Source organism: Natrinema soli (genome assembly GCF_028618695.1).
On the sequence record NZ_JAQIVI010000318.1, the window covers coordinates 46,163 to 60,548 of the forward strand.

14 protein-coding genes, 1 tRNA gene and 3 pseudogenes are annotated in these 14,386 nt (G+C 63.6%); 6 read left to right on the plus strand and 12 right to left on the minus strand.

The features are described from left to right. Positions 1 to 120 precede the first annotated feature (120 nt). Positions 121 to 1,194, plus strand: coding sequence for a DUF1616 domain-containing protein (locus PGX04_RS19150; protein ID WP_273739973.1), 1,074 nt, complete (start codon positions 121 to 123; stop codon positions 1,192 to 1,194). 215 nt (positions 1,195 to 1,409) lie between these two features. Continuing rightward, a pseudogene (locus tag PGX04_RS19155) lies at positions 1,410 to 1,676 on the plus strand (hypothetical protein); the annotation flags it as partial. Positions 1,677 to 1,900: 224 nt separating this feature from the next. Here PGX04_RS19155 and PGX04_RS19160 read toward each other — a convergent pair. The 4 genes and pseudogenes from PGX04_RS19160 to PGX04_RS19175 form a co-directional block, all read right to left on the minus strand. Next, on the minus strand, positions 1,901 to 2,638 hold the full coding sequence (locus PGX04_RS19160) for a DUF2270 domain-containing protein (protein ID WP_273739974.1): 738 nt from the start codon (positions 2,636 to 2,638) through the stop codon (positions 1,901 to 1,903). 149 nt (positions 2,639 to 2,787) lie between these two features. Beyond that, positions 2,788 to 2,964 (minus strand): annotated as a pseudogene (locus tag PGX04_RS19165) (IS5/IS1182 family transposase); the annotation flags it as partial. 125 nt (positions 2,965 to 3,089) lie between these two features. Next, a tRNA-Val gene (locus PGX04_RS19170) sits at positions 3,090 to 3,163 on the minus strand. A gap of 40 nt (positions 3,164 to 3,203) precedes the next feature. After that, positions 3,204 to 3,470 (minus strand): DUF7553 family protein, encoded by a 267-nt coding sequence (locus tag PGX04_RS19175; RefSeq protein WP_273739975.1) that lies wholly within the window; start codon positions 3,468 to 3,470, stop codon positions 3,204 to 3,206. A gap of 395 nt (positions 3,471 to 3,865) precedes the next feature. On the opposite strand from PGX04_RS19175, the gene PGX04_RS19180 reads away from it, so the two are divergent. After that, a complete protein-coding gene (locus PGX04_RS19180; RefSeq protein WP_273739976.1) occupies positions 3,866 to 4,282 on the plus strand; it encodes a DoxX family membrane protein in 417 nt (138 codons plus the stop codon). 144 nt (positions 4,283 to 4,426) lie between these two features. Continuing rightward, positions 4,427 to 4,621 carry a hypothetical protein gene (locus PGX04_RS19185; protein ID WP_273739977.1) on the plus strand — a complete coding sequence of 65 codons (195 nt, stop codon included), beginning with the start codon at positions 4,427 to 4,429 and terminating at the stop codon, positions 4,619 to 4,621. 345 nt (positions 4,622 to 4,966) lie between these two features. Here the strand turns inward: PGX04_RS19185 and PGX04_RS19190 are convergent, their stop codons facing one another. Beyond that, positions 4,967 to 5,512: a cob(I)yrinic acid a,c-diamide adenosyltransferase gene (locus PGX04_RS19190; RefSeq protein WP_273739978.1), complete on the minus strand. Its 546-nt coding sequence runs from the start codon at positions 5,510 to 5,512 to the stop codon at positions 4,967 to 4,969. Positions 5,513 to 5,646: 134 nt separating this feature from the next. Here PGX04_RS19190 and PGX04_RS19195 point away from each other — a divergent pair, with 134 nt between their 5' ends. Further along, the gene (locus tag PGX04_RS19195; RefSeq protein WP_273739979.1) at positions 5,647 to 5,823 is read left to right on the plus strand and encodes a DUF7838 family putative zinc beta-ribbon protein; all 177 of its coding nucleotides are present in this window, start codon (positions 5,647 to 5,649) and stop codon (positions 5,821 to 5,823) included. 182 nt (positions 5,824 to 6,005) lie between these two features. Here PGX04_RS19195 and gcvPB read toward each other — a convergent pair whose 3' ends face one another. Beyond that, positions 6,006 to 7,550, minus strand: a complete 1,545-nt coding sequence (gene gcvPB, locus PGX04_RS19200; protein WP_273739980.1) for an aminomethyl-transferring glycine dehydrogenase subunit GcvPB — start codon at positions 7,548 to 7,550, stop codon at positions 6,006 to 6,008. Then, a complete protein-coding gene (gene gcvPA / locus PGX04_RS19205; RefSeq protein WP_273739981.1) occupies positions 7,547 to 8,884 on the minus strand; it encodes an aminomethyl-transferring glycine dehydrogenase subunit GcvPA in 1,338 nt (445 codons plus the stop codon). Before gcvPA ends, gcvPB begins: the two co-directional genes overlap by 4 nt. A gap of 205 nt (positions 8,885 to 9,089) precedes the next feature. Here gcvPA and PGX04_RS19210 point away from each other — a divergent pair, with 205 nt between their 5' ends. Beyond that, complete coding sequence (locus tag PGX04_RS19210; RefSeq protein WP_273739982.1) at positions 9,090 to 9,869, plus strand: DUF2270 domain-containing protein; 780 nt, start codon at positions 9,090 to 9,092, stop codon at positions 9,867 to 9,869. 17 nt (positions 9,870 to 9,886) lie between these two features. On the opposite strand, the gene PGX04_RS19215 is transcribed toward PGX04_RS19210, so the two are convergent. The 5 genes and pseudogenes from PGX04_RS19215 to PGX04_RS19235 all read right to left on the minus strand — a co-directional run. Further along, positions 9,887 to 11,062 carry an AI-2E family transporter gene (locus PGX04_RS19215; RefSeq protein WP_273739983.1) on the minus strand — a complete coding sequence of 392 codons (1,176 nt, stop codon included), beginning with the start codon at positions 11,060 to 11,062 and terminating at the stop codon, positions 9,887 to 9,889. 289 nt (positions 11,063 to 11,351) lie between these two features. Continuing rightward, complete coding sequence (hmgB, locus tag PGX04_RS19220; protein ID WP_273739984.1) at positions 11,352 to 12,689, minus strand: hydroxymethylglutaryl-CoA synthase; 1,338 nt, start codon at positions 12,687 to 12,689, stop codon at positions 11,352 to 11,354. 142 nt (positions 12,690 to 12,831) lie between these two features. Then, entirely contained in the window at positions 12,832 to 13,182 is a 351-nt protein-coding gene (locus tag PGX04_RS19225) for a hypothetical protein (RefSeq protein ID WP_273739985.1), read from the minus strand. 126 nt (positions 13,183 to 13,308) lie between these two features. Then, the gene (locus tag PGX04_RS19230; protein ID WP_273739986.1) at positions 13,309 to 13,887 is read right to left on the minus strand and encodes a DUF2150 family protein; all 579 of its coding nucleotides are present in this window, start codon (positions 13,885 to 13,887) and stop codon (positions 13,309 to 13,311) included. A 169-nt stretch (positions 13,888 to 14,056) separates the two neighbouring features. After that, a pseudogene (locus PGX04_RS19235) lies at positions 14,057 to 14,386 on the minus strand (TatD family hydrolase); the annotation flags it as partial.

Below are 14,386 nucleotides of genomic sequence, written 5' to 3' on the forward strand. Positions count from 1 at the left end.
TTCGGAGACCGGACCGACGATCAACGCGATGAGAGTGGGCTTCGGTAGACGGTCATGAATACGCGAAAGTCAGTGCAACCGTCCCGCCAATTTACGTGACGGATATCGAAGGACGAGTAAATGGCTGACAGCAGTGGGACCCAGGATAGCCCCGTTCGGAACGACCGGTCGCTCCCGAGGGACCTCACCGCCGTGCTCGTCGCGACGGCCCTCGTCCTCGTCGTGGCGTTCACACCGGGACTTCGAGAGACGCCGTTGCGCGTTCCGGTCGGGATCGCGTTCGTCCTCTTCGTTCCCGGGTACGCGGTCGTCGCTGCACTGTTTCCGGAACGCGACCGATCCGTCGACGCCGTCGACGGCCCCGCCCATGATGATCCCGTGGGGACGCCCGACGACGGGATCGATCGGACGCGCTGGTTCGAAAACGGGAACGGGATCGACATCGTCGACCGGTTCTCCCTGTCGATTATACTCAGCGTCGTTTTCGTTCCGGCGATCGGACTCGCGATGAACTACACGCCGTGGGGGATCCGACTCGGTCCCGTCGTCGCCGCCGTCTCGGCCGTGACGGTACTCGTCACGCTCGTCGCCGTCCGTAGACGGCGCGCCGTTGCGCCGTCCGCCAGATTTTCCCTTCCCGATACTCAGTCGAGAGGACGGATTCGGCAGTCACTGTTTCCCCGGAACACCCGTTCCGACGCAATGTTGAACGGACTGTTGGCCGTCACGGTCGTCCTCGCCGTCGCGACCGTCGGCTTCGCCATCGTCGCTCCCGGGCTCAGCGACGACGTCAGCGCCGGCTCCGACGACGGCTACTCGGCGATCTCCCTCCTCGACGAGGACGGCGATCTCCTGACCAATAGCTCGGCCGACAACGGGACCCCCGACGAGTTCACCGTCGGCATCGAAAACAACGAACAGCGAACGGTTTCCTACACGGTCGTCGCCGTCGAACAGGAGCTCGCCACGAACGAGTCGTCCGACGCCGTCTCCGTCGAGGACCAGCGGGAACTCGAGCGGTTCGAAACCGAACTCGAGCACGGCGAGAGCGCGGCGATCGAGAGCTCACTCGAGCCCAGTGACGATTCGTCGCGACTCGTCTGGCTGCTGTACCCGGGCGATGTTCCCGACGAACCGACGCCGTCGAACGCCGACTCTTACGTCACGTTCTCGCTCACAGACGATGACGAGTGATTCACTCGAAGTATTGACAGCGCCGTGGCGTCACGCTCGTCTGTTGCTATCCTATAAATGCTTCACGAGTTCGTAAGGAATCGGTGAAGTAGATTTAGGTCCTATTTCTACGATACTACCTGAAACTCCACCGGACAGAGAACATTCTGACGCAACTTAGAAAATTGTGCCGTGTTGAATAGTGATCTACGTGCCAGATATCACGGGTTAGAAGGATGAAGCCGAGGAAATCGATTCTGATCTATGAAGCTGATCTCCTCGACTTCGTTGAGCAGTGTCGCCACCTAGCCAAACAAGCGTTGGGGAAGCACGCGGGCGAGCCCGCCAGCGGCGGGTTCGCCCGCTAGGTACACGTCGTCTTGCACTGTTTCCGACTCGAAGACGGCCACAGCTACCGTGAAACACCGAGTCGGCTGAAGTACATGACTGCGACTCGTGACGTGCTCGGCTCAGACGGAGACGATCTTCCTGAGTTCGCGTCGACCGCGGTGGGATCAGTTTCAGCACTTCATAAGCAAGCACCGAGAGCCAGCGGTCCATGACTCTCGTTGCCCCGCTCGTGGGTTACTCGCTGTGATCTTCTCTCCCAATGAGGCCAGTTCGATCCGGAATGATCTGCTAACGCGATAACGGGTGGGACCAAACAACTTCGTAGTCTAGTTGCGGGTGGTCGGACTCGAATCGGTTTCGTGTGGTCAATCGATTATCAGTTCCGCGACTCGTCTTTCGCGTCCGAATCCTTCCAGTCACCTTCCTTTCCGTTACGAAATTCGCCCTTCGCCTGGCGTTCTCGCGGCCACAGCGCAATCGCGAGCAGCGCGACGTAGAACGCGACGACGACCGCGATCACGACCAGTCCCTGGATTCGAGCGATCGCGGCGGTGTTGATCCAGTCTTCGCGAGCCGCGAACGCGGTCACTCTGAAGAGCCACGCGACGAGGAGGACGCCGAGTAGCGCGAGATATACGCGTCGCAGGCGATTCGCAAGGGCCTCCTGCATCGATACTTTCACCGTGGGCTTGCGGTAGTCCTGACTCAGTTCCACTCGCCAATCGGAGCGTTCGACGTCCCGTGACGGGTCCAGAGCAGTCGCGAGCAGATTCTCCTGAAGCATCCGAACGCGCGCCCGGAAGACGTCGTAGTCCCGGTACCGCCGCGCCTCGATGCCGAGGAAGACCGTGACGACCACGATTCCGATCAACAGGATGTAGTGGGGGTTGTCTGGACTCGAGAACGCCCACGTCAGGATCGCCGCCATCACAGTCACCGCCCACGTCGTCGTCTGGTCGAGGCGCTGTCGCCACGTGTCCACTCGGCCGAGTTCGCCGCGGTACGCGTGGGCCATCACCGAGCCGAGGCCCGTGCTCTCGTCGACCATTTCGCGGCCGATCTCCCGCTGTTCGGGCGTCGTCGGGTCGAACGTATCGTCGTTCGAATCTGCCATGCACAACGGACATCGCCCCGTCTCATAAGCGAATGCGGCGCCGAAGTGAAACGTGCGACGGAACGAGGCCGACCCGAATAGCCGCACCCGAGTTACAGCGACTCGAGAACCCGTTCGAAGTGCTGTGTTGCTCCGGGGACGGTCGGGGATCACAGTGGCTCACTAAGTTGTTCGATGTTCGAAACGGCGAATATCAGGACGATCTCACGGAACTCACGATACCAGAACTGCGCTCGCACGGAGGAGCCGAGCGAGCGCTTGGGTGACGAGTACGACGTCTCGGCCATCCACCGCTGAGAGTACCCAGTGTTCCGGATCAACGCGTTATAGTACAATCGCACAACGGCGACGACCCCCGACAAGGGACTTGGTGGAATCCAGCTTGCCAATACTGGTGTCACCCATAACCGTCCCTACCTGTCTGCGGGTTCACGCGAACGAAGTGAGCGTATGGGTTGGGGCGGATTTGAACCGCCGACTTCCTCCGTGTGAAGGAGGTATCATAACCAACTAGATCACCAACCCGCACGAGGGGATTCCCGTGCGTTTGACTTAAGGCTTCCTTTCAGCAGTCGTCCGCAGCCACCCTCGAGCGGTCCACGCGATCACGCGCGGAATCGAGCGCCGCGAAAACCCTCGTTTCGGCTCGTCGCTCGAGGGCGGTCACGTCCTCGCGGACCCGGTCGAGGCGGCCGGGTTCCGGGACGCGCTCTCGGCCGAGGGACGATCGGACCCGATCCGTGACCCAGTCCGTCTGCTCCGTCACACCGAGTCGAGCGTGCTCGGCGGCTCGTCGCAGGTAGTACAGGCTGTCGTGGAAGTGTTTGTTCATGTGGTTCTCTCCCACAGAGAGGCCTGACGGGAATATAGTTCTTTCGTAGCCAACAGAATTCGAGCGTGCGGAGCAGCAGGTCGTGACAGGCATCTCGAGCCGGGAGCGTGTTTCGAATCTGACCCAACGGCTATCGTGGTCGTCCGCTCGAGTCTGAACGCTCGAAGTGATGGGCCCCGGCTCGAGCAGCCCGTGTCGTACGGCATCAATCGACGATCCAATTTCCACGATAACGGGCGTTTCACCCGGTAACACTCCCGTTAGCGAGACTATATCAGGTTCGGATACGAACCCGATAACGTAATGCAACTACTATCGCGACTCGAGGCGCAGAACCGACTGCAGCGGAGTCACTCACGATCATCGACGACCTCGCAGACGGCGGTGAGTCGCTGATGGCGTTCGAAAGCGGCATCGGCGCGGCGCTCTTGCTCGCCGGGCGGCTCCTGTTCGGTGGCCTCCTCGTGTACCAGGGACTCAATCACTTCATGGCGACGGATATGATGGCCGGCTACGCGCAGTCGAAGGGGGTCCCCGCGGCCAGGTTCGGCGTCGTCGCGTCGGGCGTGGTGCTGGTCCTCGGCGGGCTCGGCATCGTCTTCGGCGTCTATCCAGTCGTCGCCGCGGGGATGCTGGCCGTGTTTTTCCTCGTCGTGACGCCGTTCATGCACGACTTCTGGGCGGTACCCGAGGACCAACAGCAAGGCGAGATGACCCACTTTTTCAAGAACGTCGAACTGCTGGGCGCGTCCCTGATCGTGCTGGTCATCGCCGGCGAAACGTGGGGATACGCGCTGAACATCGGTCTGTGATTCGTCCGGACGAACGAGGACGTCTCTGCGGCCAGTAGAGAGAGCGTATTCACCGGAACCAAGTCGGCGCACCGTGTCGATCGGCGACGAAATCCAATTTGTTTTGGAGGGCAGTTCAAGCGATCGGTCGTTGACTAGTCGGATATGGCAACGAACGAGACGGCCGCTGGCTCCCGAGAGCGGAAACGGTTCCTCGTGGAATGCAACGGCTGTGGGTACGAGCGATCGGCAGACGGCCGCGACGAAGCGACGCGAATCGGAACCGACCACCGACGAGAGACGGGACACGAACTCGTCGCTATCGAATTACCACCGATGACCGAAACCGAGCACTCGTAGTCCACGCCGTTCGGGGCCAGAGGCGTCAGCGACGGGACGATCTCGATTCGGGCCGATATCGACTACCAGAGCCGCCGTTTCGGCGATCGCTCCCGCGGGAATCGAATTTCACACGACCGGAGCCGATATATCGGGAGATGGAGCCGATTCTCCGACCGGTTTGCGCTAGAGTACCGACTGAAACGATTCACACACCGATCGCACAGTCCGCGGTTCTCGCTCCCGACGGTCGCTCACGGCTCGCTTCGCTCGCCGTTCCCGTCTCGCGGTTCTCGCTCACTCTGTTCGCTCCGAACCGCGCATCACTCCGAACCGCGCATCGCTCGATCGGGTGTGCAGTGACTGTCAGTGGCCGCTATCGTAGTCGGGAGCGTCCTCCGGTTCCCCCTCGCGAGCGTTGACCACGCGAGCGAACGTGAACAGCCCGTCCGAGAGCCGATTGAGGTACTGGACCGCATCCTCGTTGATCTGCTCCTCGCCGGCGAGCGCGACCGCCCGCCGCTCCGCTCGTCGACAAACCGTGCGAGCGTGGTGAAGCGCCGCCCCGTGTTCGCTGCCGGTCGGGAGGATGAACGAGGTTAAGGGCTCGAGTTCGCCGTCGTACTCGTCGATCCAGTCCTCGACGGTCTCGACGTGATCGGGACGGATCGCGGGGTCGTCCTCGTCCGGATCGGGATTCGCGAAATCAGCCTGGACGACGTGGAGGTGGTTCTGGATCGCCGCCAGCCGATCGTCAATATCGTCGTGGTCGGTCGGTCGGATCGTCCCGAGCAGGGCGTTGAGTTCGTCGACGGTCCCGTAGGCCTCGATGCGGGCGCTGGATTTCGAGACGCGAGTCATGTCCCGAAGATCCGTCTGCCCGTCGTCGCCGCGACCGGTGTAGATCGACATGGCTGGATCGACGGAGGGATCGCACTTAACTTCCCTGTCACTCGACGCGCCGCGGTTCGCGTTCACTCCGGAGATTCGATTCGGAGACTGCGGAAATCAGTACGTTAAACTCGCTTCGGTCTCTAGGGTCACGTATGGCTCTGGAACTCGTACACGAGTGTCCCGATTGCGGGGGCGAGAAGACGTTCTACCGCGCCGCCAGCACGACGCTCCACCTCGGCGAGAAGGTCAAGTGGCACTGCCCGGACTGCGACTACGGGTTCGTCCGGATCGGCGACAACGGAACCGCCGTGGACTCGAGCACGGTTTAACGGTGTAGACTCGATTCCGAACCGAGCGTCTCGACCCGCGTTTTCGCGCGAAATCCTCTGCTGATGGTTCTGCCGTAGTAGAAACACCAGCGAGTCCCGTGAAGAGCTTCCACAAACGGGTCCGGGGATTCGATCGAATAACCGCACGGTGACCGAACGAAGACAACGAACCGATCGATCGCTTACGAGTCGTCCGAAAGCGCCTGCCACGACAGCCGCGGGTTCCGCGCGGCGCTCGTCTGGTCGATTCGACGGGCGGTAGTGCGTTCCGGCGCGGCCTCGAGCGTCGCATCGTCCTCGCCGGCGACCGCGTTGAACGCGGCGGCGAGTCGATCGAGGGTGTCCTTGCTCTCGATTTCGGTCGGCTCGGTCATCAGGGCCTCGGGGACGATCTCGGGCCACTTGGTCGTCGGCGGGTGGACGCCGTAGTCGAGCATCCGCTTCGCGACGTCGGCGGCGTCCTGTTCACCGGCGCTGGCGACGAACTCGTGGTGGAACGGGCCGTAGGGGATGTCGTACTCGATCCGCTCTGCGAGATAGTTCGCGTTGAGCACCGCGGAGGCGCTCGCGTCCGCGAGTCCCTCGTCGCCGAGGCGGGCGATGTAGGCGAACGCCTTGAGGAGCACCAGCCAGTTGCCGTCGAACCCGTGGACCTTGCCGATCGTGTGTTCGGGATCGAACCGCTCGTAGACCGGATCGCCCCCTTTCGAGTCCTCGCCACGCTTGCGGACGCGCGGTGCGGGCAGGAACGGGGCGAGTTCGTCGACGACGCCGACCGGACCGGCACCCGGCCCGCCGCCGCCGTGGGGCGTCGCGAACGTCTTGTGGACGTTGTAGTGCATCACGTCGAAGCCCATGTCGCCCGGCCGAGCGCGGCCGAGAAGGGCGTTCAGGTTCGCCCCATCGTAGTAGAGCAGGCCGCCGACGTCGTGGACCATCGCCGCGATTTCGGTGATGTCACGCTCGAACAGACCGAGCGTATTCGGGTTGGTCAGCATGAGCGCCGCGGTGTGCTCGGAGAGGGCGGCCTCGAGCGCCTCGCGGTCGGCCCGGCCCTCGTCGTCGCTGGGCAGGGAGACGACGTCGTAGCCGCCCAGCGCGGCGCTGGCGAAGTTAGTCCCGTGGGCGCTCTCCGGGATGATGACCTCGTCCCGATGCCCCTCGTCGTTGTGTTCGTGGTACGCCGCGGCGACGCGAATCCCGACGAACTCGCCGGCCGCGCCGGCGGGCGGCTGAAGCGTCACCGCGTCCATCCCGCCGATCCGGCCGAGGTAGTCCTGCAGCCGGGAGAGGAGTTCGAGCGTCCCCTGGATGGACTCTTCGGATCGATCCGGGTGAACGGCCGCCGACGGCAGCGCGGCCACGTCCTCGGTGAACTTCGGGTTGTACTTCATCGTGCACGAGCCCAGCGGGTAGGGCCCGCTATCGATCCCGTAGATCATCTGCGAGAGCCGCGTGTAGTGGCGCGCCAATTCGGGTTCGGAGAGTTCGGGCAACTCGAGCGAGTCCCGCGTCAGGTCGTCGGGGAGCGGCGATCCGTCGGCATCATGTCGGGCATCGAGACTGTAACTATCGCTGTCAGCGTCACTACCACTGTCCCCATCGCCGATCTCGACCCGCGTCTGATCCTTCTCGGAGAGCAGCGGTTCGTACTCACCGTTCTCGATGAATCGAGCCTGATCGTAGCGCGACTGTGCGGCGTCGTCGTCGGATCTGTCGTCGCTCATCGTGCCGCCTCCTCGAGGGCCTCGACGAATCGATCGATCCGGTCGTCGGGAACGCCGGCGACGCAGACCTGAATCTCGTGGTCACCGAGGACGTGAACCGCGAAGCCGAGTCGCTCGAGGTCCTCGGCGACGGCCCGTGCGGGCTGGTCGACATGGGCGACGAACTCTCGAACGTGGTGGCGGTCGTGGACCGGCGCTTTGACGCCGACGATGTCGTCGAGGCGCTCCGCGAGGTCCCTGGCTCGGATGACGTCGCGTTTCGCGAGATCGACCATCCCGGTCGGCCCGAGGACGGCGGCGTGTATCGCGGTTCGGAGCGCGACCCAGGCCTGGTTCGTACAGATATTGCTCGTCGCGCGTTCCCGGCGGATGTGCTGTTCGCGAGTCTGGAGGGTGAGCGTGAACGCCCGGCGGTCGGTCGCGTCCTCGCTGACACCGACCAGTCGGCCGGGAACCTGGCGCAGGTACTCCTCGCGCGTCGCAAAGAGGCCGAGTCCCATCCCGTAGCTCGTCGGGAGACCGAGCACGCTCGCGTCGCCGACGACGACGTCGACACCGACGTCCGCGGGTCGCTCGAGCAGGGACAGCGCGATCGGATCCGAGCCGAGCGTGTAGAGCGCGTTGTTGTCGTCAGCGAGGTCGCCGACCGCCGCGAGGTGCTCCTCGATCGTCCCGCGCACGGTCGGATTCTCGGCGTAGATCATCACGACCTCCTCGTCGACGGTCGCCTCGAGCCCCGCGAGGTCGACGTTCCCGTCGTCGATCGGATACTCATTGACGGCGAGATCGGTACCGGCCACGTAGTTCTCGAGCGTGCTCCGCCGTTCCTCCCGCAGGAGTTCGGGAACGAGCACGCGGTGACCCGTCGTATCGCGGACGCGGTCGGCCAGCGTCGCGGCCTCGCCGAGCGCCGTCGCCGCGTCGTAGATCGAGCAGTTCGCGATCGCGAGGCCGGTCAGTTCGACCAGCAGCGACTGGTACTCGAACAGGGCCTGCAAGAACCCCTGGGAGATCTCCGGCTGGTACTGTGTGTACGACGTGAGAAACTCCGAGCGATCCGCGAGGTGGTCGACCAGCGACGGAACGTAGTAGCCGTAGTGGCCGCGTCCGAGCAGTTCGGTCACGTCGTCGTTGCGACCCAGAATAGATCGAACCAGCCGTCGCGTTTCCCGTTCCGTGCGTGCGTCGATGTCGAAGCGGCCCTCGAACGCGACGTCGGCCGGAATGTCGAAGAGGTCTTCGACACTTCCCGCACCGACCGCCTCGAGCATCGCCGCGCGGTCCTCGTTCGTGTGGGGAGCGTACGGACTCCCCGTAGCGTGTGATCCGTGCATGATTAGCAGTGGTCCCGATCGATCGCTCCGGTTCGCCCCCACCCGCGTCGATTGCGTCGTTCGATCCGAGACACGATACACGTCTCTAGCGGGCACGGGGTTATGAACGCACTCGTTTCGGACTGACGGGCCGGTAGTCGCCGTCTCCTCTACCCTGCAGGCGCTACACGGACCACTATAGCAGACGCCGGTGTCGGAGGGTCGCATGGTCGACGCAGGCGACGAGACACGTGCGGACGATAACGACACTCGAGACGGGGGACTCGAGGGAGACGGCGGGGAGGACCGGGACGCTCGAGACGGCCCGCTCGATCGCGGCGATCAGGAGATCGGTGCGACGGCCGCGGCCGACACCGATTCGCTGCTCGGCGTGCTCCCCCACTTCTATCGGGGGGAGGTCAGTCAGGCCAACAGCGCGCAGGACCGGATCGATCGGACGACCGACTGGGCGATCACGCTCCTCGCTGCGGTGCTCTCGATCGTCTTTTCGAGTCGGAATATGCCCGCCTTCCTGCTCCTGATCGGGATGTTCGTCCTCTCGATCTTCCTGTTCTACGAGGTTCGCCGCTACCGGTTCTACGACCACTGGCGCGCCCGCGTCCGGTTCATTCAGGAGAACGTGTTCGCGAACGCCTTCGAGCCCGTCGGCGTCGAACATCCGGCCTGGCGCGAGGAACTAAGCGACGATCTCCGGAATCCGACGTTCAAGGTATCGACTCGAGAGGCACTCTCTCGGCGTATTCGTCGCGTGTACGGGCTCCTGTTCACGGTGGCAGGGGTCGGCTGGGCGTTCAAAGTCACGATGTTTACCCCGGAGCAGCAGTGGACGGAAGCCGCCGAATTACCGGGGATCCACGGTGCGGTCGTGGCGGCAGTCCTCGGCCTCTTCTTCGTGAGCGTGATCGCACTCGGGCTGTGGCCGGGGGGCCGGGAGGCGAAAGGCGAGATTCACGGCGTAAAACCCGGCGAGTGGAAGAACGAGTAGCGATGTCAGCAGTGCGATTACGAATCGGAACAGGAGTCGTCGCCTGGATCAGTCGGTGATTCAACACCTACGCCCTCGTCCGACTCGGTTGCGGACTCTTGTTCGCCGGCCGGCTCCGTGGGGCCAGCCCCTACTCCCTCGCCTCCGGTGACGGCCCCGGCGATCGGTTGATCCGTGCGCGCTCGAGCGAAGCAATCGAGGGTGAGTTTCGCGCCGCCGAGGACGACCGGGCCGATGAACAGCCCGACGGCACCGAAGGCGATGAGGCCGCCGAAGATCCCCACGACGACGATAGCGGAGTTGAAGGCGCTGGTCCGGCCGATCAGCGCGGGACGCAGGTACGAATCCGAGAAGGTGACGAGCAGTCCGTAGATGGCCATTACCGCGCCGGCGGTCGGCCGCCCCATCGCGACCAAGTAGGCCGCCGCCGGGATCCAGATCCCGAACGCGCCGACGAGCGGGAGCAGCGTCAGGACGAACGTCGCGACGGTGAGAAAGACGACGGCGGGGACGCCGGCGATCGCCAGCCCGACCCCGAGCATCACCGCCTGAATGGCCGCAACGGCGACGTTCCCGACGACCGAGGCCCACATCAGCCGATCCAGCCCCGTGCTGAGTTCGTCCAGAATCTCGTCGTCGATCGGCAACACCCACTGGAACCACGCGACGAGTCGCTCCCCGTCCCGCAACAGCGCGAAGAGGACGAACAGCGTGACGGTCAGGCCGATGAACATACTCGGCAAACTACCGACGAGATTGATCGCCCCCGACGTGACTTCCTGGATGGCGGTCGCGATGCGTCCCTGATTCGATTCGTACAGGTCCACGAGATCGACGGCGTACCCGTTCGTCTCGAGCACTCCCTCGACCGTCTCGACGTTGATTTCGCCCTGCCTGATCGAGCGAACCAGCCGGAGCGACTGTCGAACCGCGACCGAGATAACGTAGACGAGCGGGATCAACACGATAAGCAACGTGGCGATTACCACCGTGATCGCCGCGAACGTCGGTCTGATGTACTGCTCGAGCCGTCGCTGGACGGGCAGCAGAATGTACGCGAGAACGACGCCGAACAGGACGTACTGGAGATACGGGAGGAGGACGAACAGTGCGAGAAGACCGCTCAGCAGTGCGAACACGGTCAATCCGGGCTGCTCGACGATCCAGTCCGGTGGATCGGGACTGTCTGGCATGTCTGGAGATGCAATATCCCTATAAATTAGTCCACTGATACGATTTGCTAACCATTTGATTTCCAAGAAGTCTGGAACAACTCACAGACCCTCCTCACGCCTCCTAACGAATGCGCAGCTTAGCAACCTCTTTTACCGGGGTCCTCTCTCGTTCGCTTCGCTCACTCGGTCGAACCCCGGCAAAACCCGTTGATGCCAGTAGGCCGCCGTCGCGGGGTTTCACCCCGCTCCGGCGGAAAACCGCTCGCGTCGCGAGCGGATGCTTGCGTACCGCCGTGCGTTCAATGCGCTACTCCACGTATCGGTACTTCCGCTCGCCCATGCGGCCCCAGCCGTCGAAGACGAACTCCTCGGTGGGCGTCGTGAACTCCTCGACGTCGACGTCCATCTCGTGGTTGTGGGCGTCGTGGATCTCCTCGTAGTCCTCCCACGACATCTCGTAGCGATCGGCAAGTTGTTCGTCGACGTTCAGGGCGTCGATCTCCTCGGCCCACCCCTCTCGAATCGTCTCGGAGTGAATCTCCGCCTGTGCGCCGCTGCCGTAGGAGCCGATGAGCATCTTTTCGCCGGTCATCTCTCGGCCCTGCTCGCGAGCGTGTTTGAGCGCGCTCGCGCGGGCGACGTGGACGGAGCCCGTGTACCAGTTGCCGACCTCGCGGGCGATGGTCAGGGTCGGATCGATCGTCGTGTCGTACCACTCCGCGTAGCGGTCGGTGTCCTTGAGGAGGTCCATGTACTCCCGGAGCGCGTCGCGATACTCCTCGTCGGAGTCGAACGCCTCGGGTCGGGGCTGCCGACCGATTTCCTCGGCCAGTTTGTCCTCGATTTCCGTATTTCGGGTGATGTGGCGGAACGCAAGCAATGCCGCCTTCCGGACCATCCCCGGGAACGGCGTGTGGAACGGCGCGTAGACGAAGTCCGCCTCGTGGACCTCGCCCGCGACGCTCTCGTAGTCCTCAAGGGCCTCTCGCATGCGCGCGAGGTAGACTTGGACGGACCGTTTGCCGTCGACCGACGGGAACTGCTGGTTCGGTTTGAGGAAGTCCGTCTCGTCGGCCGATCCGTACCCCTGCTCGGCGGAGAGTTCGACGAGGTTCGGATCCTCGCTGATGAGCATCGCGACGGCTCCGGCCCCCTGGGTCGCCTCGCCGTCGTCACCGCGCGCGTAGAGCGCGGTGTCGGTCGCGATGACCAGCGCCGAGCGGCCGCGATTGCGGCCCGCGCGGATCCAGTTGTAGGCATCGTCCAGACTCTGGGTCCCCGCGATACAGGCGAACTTCCGCTCGCCCTTGTTCGCGTGATGGAAGTCACCGTCGTACACCTGCTCGAGGCAGCCAGCGACGTACGTCGAAACCGGCTTCGAGTTGTCGAAGGCGCTCTCGGTCGCAACGTCGATTCGACCGATATCGGCCGGCTCGAGTCCTTTCCGTTCCATCAGTCGGTGGGCAGCGTTCGCTCCCATCGTGACGATGTCCTCGTAGCTATCGGGGAACGAACTCGCGTTGAGCCCGAGCCCTTTCGTGTACTTTTCCGGGTCTTCGCCCTTCTCCGGGGCGAACGTGCCAGGAAGGTCCAGTTTGAGGTTCCCGGTCCAGATCTCGACGGCGTCGATACCGACTGCAGTCATGTCTCGTCAATACAGGTGATGGTACAAGGTATTGTCGTTCGGTGTTTCGACGATCGTCGAAGGAAATGTGGCCGACGGGATCGACCGGCTCTATCCGGCCGCTCGGATTCGTACGCGATCGTCGTCGTTTCGTGACACCCGGTTAGATTGGACGAGTCGCCGTCCTAGTCGTCGGCCGACCCCTCGTAGGTCGCGTCTCGATGGTTACGTTCGCCCAGTCGGTCGTCTCGAGGGTTCCTGTCGGATCCGGCGAGTTCGTTAGGAAGATCCGCGTGGGGTAGGAGGTCCCGAGCGTGACCGACACCGACCGGGTGCCGCCGCCGGTTCCGACGTTCCGGACGGCGTTTCGCAGGTCCTGTAGTTCCCCGTGAACCCGCTGATTGTGCTCGCTCTCGACCGCCCCGTTCTCTGCAGGAACGGCATTTACCTGATAGAGCGCGAGCGCGGCGAAGATGATAGCGAGCATCAGCACCGCCCCAATCTGGACGGTCACTGCACGTTCGTCTCGCCGCAATGACAGAGCCGAGGATAGTCGTGATAGCGTAAACGTCTGGTGGCTACGGAACGGCGAACCCGCCGCCCAAAACAAACGTATCGCTCGAGCGGCCGCGCGTGCTCGTTACTCGTCCTCTTCGACGACTTCGGGATCGCTCATCGCGCTCTGGAGGCTGTCCAGGCCGTTGATCCACTCCGTGACCAGTCCGTACTCGAGGTTCTCGGCGACGGTCATGTCGAGCTCGTTGCCGTCGATGATGAGCGTCCCGGCCTGGGCCGCGTAGCCGAGTGCGGCGTCGAGGTCCTCTTCGGCCTCCGCGTCGGCCGCGGCGCCGAGGTAGTCGCCGACGCTGCCCTCGTCGGCGGGTCCGTTGGCGACGTACTCCTCGGCCGCGAAGAAGACGCAGACCAGGCTCGTCTGGACGCCGTCGACGAGGATCAGCTTCTCCTCGTCCTCGATATCCACCTCGCTGAGGACGATCTCGCGAACGTCCGCGATCTCTCCGAGCGCATCCTCCTGATCGAGTTCGTCGTCGTCGTAGGCGGCGACGATCTTCGCGATCGCGATCGCCGTGTCATCCTGCAGGTTGAGCAGGAGCCGCGCCGACGATTCGTCCTCCGGATCGATGTCTTCGTCTTTGATGCGACCGATCCAGTTCTGCCAGCGTTCCTCCGAGTAGAACTCGGTCGGGGGATTGCTCATACAGACACCTACACCGGCCGCTTGAAATGCCTTTCTCTACACTAGCCGCCGCGAGTGAATGTTTAGTGGGACCGAACGAAAACGCAATACCCGCCTACGGCCGCCCTAGTTGCCCAGATACGGCGCTTCCTGCTGTTAGTTCCCCGAACAGTCGAAACGTAACCAGTGATTACTCCGTTCGCTCGAGCGTCGCTTCCGTGTCGATCCCGTAGACTCGCTTCGGCGTCTCGACGTGGGCGATACGAACCGCGGTATCGTGACCGTTCTCGAGCAGCCACCGAACCCGCCGCGGGACCGTCTTGGGTCCGAGCACTGCCCCCGGCCGATCCGGGTCGTCGATGTAGTCGGTTTCCATCAGGAACGGCTCGCCGCGCTCGGCCGCGGTCTCGAGGCGATCCTTCTCGCTCATCACGCTCGGCGTCGGCCCCTCGAGGCGGCCGCCCGCGTAGTGTTTGACGACTCTGTGGGCGGGCATTCCGGCGGCTTCGGCCCACTCCGC